The following is a 7,119-nucleotide window of genomic DNA, read 5'->3' on the forward strand; positions in this document are numbered from 1 at the left end:
CCCACGATACGGCGCACATGAAACGGCACCTGCGTGGAAGTGCGTATGAAAAGCCTGCCGTTAGGATCAAGCCAGGTGAGCGTGGTATGCGGCTCCAGCGCGCAGTGCTGCGCGTACTGGGTTTCAAAGGTGTTCTCGAAGATATAGTCGGCCTTGGAAAACCATTCGTCCGGGTGGATGTCAAGATCAAATTTCGCGCAGATATTGCGTTTGGCGTCGGGAATATTCCTGGCGTCCTTCTCGTCGTGAATGACCGGCGCGCCGGGCTTCACCGCGTCCATGATCTCAAACACGGCGGGCAGCACTTTATACTCCACCCTGATTTTGGAAAGCGCCAGCTCGGCCGCCTCTTTGGTTTCGGCCGCCACGGCCGCCACCTTGTCGCCTACATAGCGCACCTTGGTATCGAACACTAGGCAGTCATAGGGCGACGGCTCCGGGTAACCCTGCCCCGCCGTAGTGTGGCGGATGCGCGGCACGTTTTTGTAGCACAGCACCGCTTTGACGCCGGGCACTTTTTCCGCCCCGGAAGTGTCTATGCTCGTGATCTCGGCGTGCGCGTGCGGACTCCACAGGATTTTACCGTGCAGTACGCCCGGCACGGCCACGTCATCGGTAAATTCGGCCCGGCCGCAGGCGAGGCCGAGCGCGTCCACTTTGGTGACGCGGCGGTTTACGGTCTTGAAATTTTCGGTTTCTTTAATTGCCATGATTCTCGCCTCGCTTTTTCGGTTTCGCGCCCGCTTTGCCTTTAAGCGCCCGGGCGGCCAGCTTAACCGCATGGACCTGCTTTACATAGCCCGTGCAGCGGCAGATATTGCCGTCAAGCGCGTGCCGGATTTCCGGCTCCGCCGGATCGGGATTTGCGGCAAGCAGCTCTTTCGTCACCAGTATCATGCCGGGAATGCAGAACCCGCACTGCACCGCGCCCGAATCCACATAAGCCTGCTGGATCGGATGCGGGTCGGCGGGGCCGCCCAGCCCCTCGATCGTTTCCACGCTTGTGCCATGCGCCGACACCGCCAGCATCATGCACGAAAGCGCGGCGCGCCCGTCCACCAGCACGGTGCAGCTGCCGCAGTCGCCCGTGTCACAGCCTTTTTTCGTGCCAGTATAACCTTCGCGGCGCAACAGTTCTATAAGCGTTTCACTCTCGCCTGCGCGGAAAGTTTTTTCCGCGCCGTTTAGCGTAAACGCGATTTCAAAGTATCCGGCCCTGGATTCCAATACCGTCGTTTTCATCAGCGCGCTCCCTGCCCGGCGGCGGCCAGGATGCAGCGCCGTATGACAACCGGGGCGATTTCTTTTTTATACTGCGCCGGCGCGCTCAGCGAATTGAACTGGCCGGCCTGAGCGGCGGCTTTCCCGCCCGCTTCGCAAGCCAGTTCCGCGGTAATCTTTTTGCCCGCCAGCACGGCTTCCGCCGCAGGCAGCACCGTCGCTTTCGCGACCGCCGCGCCCAGCGCCACGCGCAGAGACCTGCAGACCCCGCCTTTATGCTCCAGAACTGCCGCGCACAGCATGATGTTTTCCCACGAACTTTCGGTTTTGGCGACTTTATCAAACACGCCGGAGAATTTTTCCGTTCCGGCGGGAATTTTAAATTCCACCAGCACCCATTTGCGGCCCAGTTCCTCCGCGTAAGGTTTCTCGAACAGTTTTTCCACCGGCACGGTTTCGGTTTTTCCGGGCCGCGCGACCACCGCGCTGGCGTTTAACGCGGCCAGCACCACGGGAAAATGGTTGAACGGATACGGGCGCACCATATTGCCCCCGAGCGTGCCCATATTGCGGATGAGATGGCTCGATATGCGGTAAGCCGCCTCATAAACAAGCCCGCCCGCCCAGTTTCTGATAACAGGCGATTGAAGCAGGTCGGTAAACGTCGTGCACGCCCCGATCGTGAGAAATTTCGAGTCGCGTTTTATATAGGACAGCCCCGCGTACTTCAGGTCCGCCACGGCGGTAACGCCGGACGGCAGCGATTTAACAAGCCCCGTGCCGCCGCCGAATATGACGGCGCGGCCCTTGAATCGGGCAAGCACGCCGACCGCTTCTTTCGCGCCCGCGGGACGGGTATAGGATGTTATTTTGCTCATGGTCACCTCTTGTCGAAATACGGATGTTTAAGGTACGGAAACTTCTCCGGCTTCGTATCCACGGCTTTCAGTTCCGCCTCGCTCACCAGCACGGAGGGCGCCACAACGGACACCGGGATGCCGTTAACCATAGTATTATACACATTAAGCGCGGCGCCTGCCGAAACTATGTCGCGCAGCACACGGTTGTTGAGCGCGTCAAAACGGACGCCGCGCAGAGGCTCTTCGCGCCCGTCCGCGGCATACACTTTATAAATTTCCATATCCCCGGAAAAGTCGCCCGCGTCGCGCACCAGTATCCCGTATTCCAGGTCATAATCACGGCAGAGGGCGAGCAGTTTCGTTTTAAGATCTGCGTCTGGCACCGTGACCGCCGGCCTGAAAAACAGATTCGACGCACTGCCCCTGGGAACGGAAAACAGAGTGGCCCGTCCGTGTCCGTTGGAAGCGAAGCGTTCCCTGGCCGGAGCGCGGCTCATAAGCAGGTCCAGCAGTTTCCCTTTTTTCACCAGCTGCACGGCGCGGGCAGGCACGCCTTCGCTATCCACTTCGTACGAACCGACCAGCCCCGCGCCGTTATGCTCTTTGGCAAGGGGATCATCGGTAACGCTGAACAGCGGGCTCATTACCCGCAGGCCGAGCCGGTTGTAGAAAGCGCCCATGCCGTTTTCCTGCCCGAACTCCGACCACGACGGGCGCGGCGCGTAAACCGATCCCGCGAAGAATTTCGAGAACAGCTGGCCCGCCGCCGCGCCTTCAAACAGCACCGGCCCCACATAAGCGGCAAGCGTGGAACCATGAACAGAGGCTGAAACGCTGCCCGCAAATTGCGCGGCCAGCCCGGCAAGCCCGCCGGCGGAGGGCAGTTCATTCTGCGCATAAACAAAAGAACGGCTGCGCTTTATCGGCATGCCGTCGGCGGCCATCGTTTCGGCGTTGAACGTGGCCGCGCCCAGCGCGCCGCCGCTGTGAACCATGGTGTTTTCGCTGTTCGCATAACTGCTTTCAGCCTGCGAAACGGAAAGCGTGACACCGCTCACCATAATATCGGCGTAGCGTCGAAATACCGCCGAAGCGGAACGCGCGGCGTCCACCAGCGCGGGCCGGTCCAGCCCGAACGGTTTGATACCGCCGGCGTAAATGGCGGGAGTGGACGGAGAAAAATCGTCCGGCTGGTCGGCCAGATTCCTGGTGCGCGCCAGCGCGGACTTTTTAGCCAGAGCCTGCACGGCGGCATTATAGGTATCGTCCGAAATCTCCCACAGGGCGCGGCGCACTGCGGCGTAACCGCCGTCGCGGTCGGTCCAGGAAAGATAATCGTTGGAATCGCCAAACCCCTTGACGAAGTTGGAGTTGTCGAATTTTTCAGACCCCACCCGCAGTTCCGCGCGGGCCAGCGCGCGGGCCTCCAGTTCGTCACTCACGGTCGAGCCGAAAGTCGCCTGAGTTTCAAATTCCTGGGTGCGCGTTACGGTGTAAGCAAGGAAATAAGGCAGTGGATATCTGTCCGCGCGCAGCCGCGCGCCGTTGCGGGCCAGTTCGGCCCGCATGGCTTTGAATACGGGAGTTTCAAACGTCGCGCCGTCCGCCGCGAAACCAGCCCGTGCCGGTCCGGCAAAACATATCAGGAACAAAATGGCTTTTTTCATTTTACATCCCCCTCCCCGCCGGTCAGCGGGGGCGCGAGAATGGGAGCTTTCTCCTTGGGATTATGGGCCTTTTCAACTTCCAGTTCTGTTACCAGAATGCTGGGCGAAACCGCCGAAACCGGAACCCAGCCCGATTCCGCGCCGCAGGTGCCGTTGAACACGCCGGCATCGTCGCCGCCGGCGGCTATCTTGCCGAAGGTGGTGAGCGGAGTGCCGACTATATCCACGCCGCGCACGATCTCGTCGGGGCGCCCGTCGGCGTAAACCCGGTACACCAGCAGCGGCAGCACTTTAAACGACTGGGTGCCCGCGCGGCCGGTCTGTGTAAATCCTCCCGCGATATCCTCAAAAACCAGCCCGTAGGGCTTGCCCTGTTTTCTGCACTCCGCTATCATGGCTTTGCGCAGTTCATCGAACGGAACGGGATCTTTGACAGTAACGATCGTGTTACCCATTCTCGACGTGACCGCCTTGCCCGCCGAACGCCGCCCGTGCCCGTTTGATTTGACAAACCCGGCCGCGGGCGTGCGGTCCATAAGAAAATTTTTCAGCACGCCCGACTCGATCAGCGTTACCTTCTGCGCCTTTACCCCCTCGTCGTCATACTTGTAATGTCCGCGCAATGCAATACCGTCAAAACTCGCCAGCGTGGGATCGTCCTCCACGGTTATGACCTCCGAAACGATTTTCTCGTTTATTTTTTTAGCGAAAGTCTGCCCGTCGGAATTCTTTTTCAGCCGGTGGCCTTCGAGCCGGTGGCCCAGAATCTCGTGAAAAAACACGCCCGCCGCGCGGTTGCGCATGATGGCCGGCCCGCTGTAGGGCTCCACGATCGGAGCGGATTTAAGCGCCGCCAGCTCTTTAACCGATTCCGCCATATCGGCCATTATCCGTTTATCGTCCGGCAGATCGGAGAGCCTGACTCCCGCGTAGGTCTTTGACCGGCGCAGGTCCATTCCGTCTTCGGTGCGGGTGGCGATGTTATAGGACAAACGCAGATAGACATCGCCCGTTTTGACCCGCGTGCCCTCGCTGGAAACAAAATACCGATTATAAACAGTGGCCACAAAATCCGCCGAGTTGGAAAACACGAACGGAAAAGAAGACAGATACGCGGTGTAGTTTTTCAGCCGGGTTTCCCACTCCGTCCGGTCAACAGCGGGCAGTTCGCCGGTTTCATAAAACCGTTCGGGCGCGGCGGGTGCGGAGAAATCATCTGATTTGTCGTCGTCCGCGGCCGTCATGTCGCGGTTGGCGCGCACTTTCATATAGCCTTCCTGCGCGCGCTTGTAATAAAAATCCGTCCAGCGCCAGAGCTCCGCGCGGATAGCGTCAATGTCCGCGCCAGCGGCAATACTGACCGGATTGCCCCTGAACGTATAGCCCTGCATCCCTTTCACTTCATGGGTATTATCCAGTTCGCGCGAGCCGACCCTCGCATCCACGTCAAGATAGCGGTTGAACGACTCGCCGCTGTTTTCAATCCCGCCGTTTTCGGCGGACACATGTATCTGCCGGGTGTCGTTGAGCTGGTAAGACAGGTAATACATCGGCGCGGCTTCCGCGTTCGTCAGCGCTGAGGTTGAACGCGCCAGCTCGGCGGACATGGCGTTAAGCGCCGGGTCCGTCTGAAGTGTATAGGCATAACCGCGGCCCGCGCATAAAAACGCGCAGGCGCACAGAACGGGGAGCAGTTTTTTCATGGGTATCCTTTAATTTACGCGCAAAGAGCGCGCAGCGCGCGTTTCAGCAGCACTCCGGCCATCGCCTTGCGATAGGCGGCGGTGGAACGCTGGTCGTCAATCGGTGCGGCGGCCGCCACGGCGGCCCGAGCAGCCAGGTCAAGAATTTTCTCGTCGAGTTTGACCCCCAGCAGAATCTTCTCGGCTTTGAGCGCGCGTTTTACCGTCGGGCCGACCGCGCCAAGCGATATGCGGATATCGTTTATCGCGCCGCTGCCGGTTTTAAGCGAAACACCCATGCAGATTTTAGAAATGGCGAAATTTTTCCGCGCGGCGAGTTTGAGATAAACGCCCCTGCCGCCGCGGATCGGGATTTCAAAACCCGTTATCAGCTGGCCCGGCTTCAGCACGGTGCGCTTGGGACCGGCGAACAGTTTTTCGACCGGCCGGCGGGAATGAGTTTTCCCGTCAAACAGCAGCGCGTCCGCCCCTTCCGCGACAAGCGCGCAAACCCCGTCCGCCGAAGGGGAGGCGTTGCCGCAGTTGCCGCCCAGCGTGGCTATATTGCGAAGCGGAGGGCTGGCGTACTGCCGGACCGAATCGAACAGCACGGGCGCGTGTTTTCTCACCAGCGCGTTTTCGCCCAGAGCCGACACCTTCTCGCACGCGCCGATATACAGCTTTTTTCCTTTGAGCCGGATGCCTTTGAGTTCGGCCAGCGCACCTATGTCAATCCACGTTTCGCCGTCCGCCCGGCCGCAATGCGCCGAAATGGCGAGATCCGTTCCGCCCGCCAGAAATTTAACCGGCCCGCCCGCGTTTTTAACAAGGAGCCAGACGTCTTTCAAAGTGTCGGGCCTGACTATCTTTACCGGAAACATAAGCCTCCCTATTTGCGGCCGAGCCTGTCCGCAAGCAGCTGCGCCGCGCGCTCGACCGACTGGAAAATTTTCTCATAACCCGTGCAGCGGCAGATATTGCCGCTCAGCGCCTCTACGATTTCGGCGCGCGCAGGTTCCGGCCTGCGCGCAAGCAGCGCGTAGGCCGACATCACCATCCCCGGCGTGCAGAACCCGCACTGCACCGCACCGCATTCGGCAAATGCGCGCTGGATGGGGTGCGGTTCGCCGTCCGGGCCGGCCAGCCCCTCGATCGTAAGCACCGTCCGGCCCTGCGCCTGCGCGGCCATGTACAGGCAGGAATTGACCGCCGCGCCGTCCACCACCACCACGCACGCGCCGCATTCGCCCTCGCCGCAGCCCACTTTGGTGCCCGTAAGGCCCAGTTCTCGGCGCAGGAAATCCGCCAGCGTAAGCCCCGTGTCTATCTCGCGGCTCACGGCTGCGCCGTTAACCGCGCAGTTTAACAACATTTTCGCTCCGGTCAGTCTGGAGGTTTCTTTGCTGGTTTTATGTTTCATGGCAAAATCCTTTTTTTATTCCGGTTCCGCAAGGCCGTTTTTTCCGGCCTCCAGCGCGGCCCACACTTTTTCCGGCAGCAGCGGCGTCTGCGGCACACGCACACCAAGCGCGTGCTTGATGGCGTTGGCGATCGCCGCCGACGGGCCGATCAACGGCAGTTCCCCGAACCCCTTGGCGTTATACGGCCCGGCGCGGTAGGGTTTTTCGACTATCGTGGCGTCATAAGCCGGCGCTTCAAAGGCGGACGGAACCACATAATCGGTCATGT

The 7,119-nt window shown here is 60.2% G+C and carries 8 protein-coding genes; all 8 read right to left on the reverse strand.

What is annotated here, in order from left to right:
- On the reverse strand, positions 1 to 710 hold a 710-nt coding region (locus PHW69_09200; protein MDD4005357.1), incomplete at its 3' end, for a molybdopterin-dependent oxidoreductase.
- The gene (locus PHW69_09205) at positions 700 to 1,242 is read right to left on the reverse strand and encodes a (2Fe-2S)-binding protein (protein MDD4005358.1); all 543 of its coding nucleotides are present in this window, start codon (positions 1,240 to 1,242) and stop codon (positions 700 to 702) included. The genes PHW69_09205 and PHW69_09200, both read right to left, overlap by 11 nt.
- Positions 1,242 to 2,099: an FAD binding domain-containing protein gene (locus tag PHW69_09210; GenBank protein ID MDD4005359.1), complete on the reverse strand. Its 858-nt coding sequence runs from the start codon at positions 2,097 to 2,099 to the stop codon at positions 1,242 to 1,244. The genes PHW69_09205 and PHW69_09210 overlap by 1 nt, the downstream gene beginning before the upstream one ends.
- Positions 2,100 to 2,101: 2 nt before the next feature.
- Positions 2,102 to 3,748 (reverse strand): metallopeptidase TldD-related protein, encoded by a 1,647-nt coding sequence (locus tag PHW69_09215; GenBank protein MDD4005360.1) that lies wholly within the window; start codon positions 3,746 to 3,748, stop codon positions 2,102 to 2,104.
- The gene (locus tag PHW69_09220; GenBank protein ID MDD4005361.1) at positions 3,745 to 5,451 is read right to left on the reverse strand and encodes a metallopeptidase TldD-related protein; all 1,707 of its coding nucleotides are present in this window, start codon (positions 5,449 to 5,451) and stop codon (positions 3,745 to 3,747) included. The genes PHW69_09215 and PHW69_09220 overlap by 4 nt, the downstream gene beginning before the upstream one ends.
- A 14-nt stretch (positions 5,452 to 5,465) precedes the next feature.
- Positions 5,466 to 6,311 carry an FAD binding domain-containing protein gene (locus PHW69_09225; GenBank protein MDD4005362.1) on the reverse strand — a complete coding sequence of 282 codons (846 nt, stop codon included), beginning with the start codon at positions 6,309 to 6,311 and terminating at the stop codon, positions 5,466 to 5,468.
- A gap of 8 nt (positions 6,312 to 6,319) precedes the next feature.
- Positions 6,320 to 6,850 carry a (2Fe-2S)-binding protein gene (locus PHW69_09230; GenBank protein ID MDD4005363.1) on the reverse strand — a complete coding sequence of 177 codons (531 nt, stop codon included), beginning with the start codon at positions 6,848 to 6,850 and terminating at the stop codon, positions 6,320 to 6,322.
- Positions 6,851 to 6,865: 15 nt separating this feature from the next.
- A partial coding sequence (locus tag PHW69_09235) for a hypothetical protein (GenBank protein ID MDD4005364.1) occupies positions 6,866 to 7,119 on the reverse strand: 254 nt, incomplete at its 5' end.

Source organism: Elusimicrobiaceae bacterium (assembly GCA_028700325.1).
Lineage (GTDB): Bacteria > Elusimicrobiota > Elusimicrobia > Elusimicrobiales > Elusimicrobiaceae > JAQVSV01.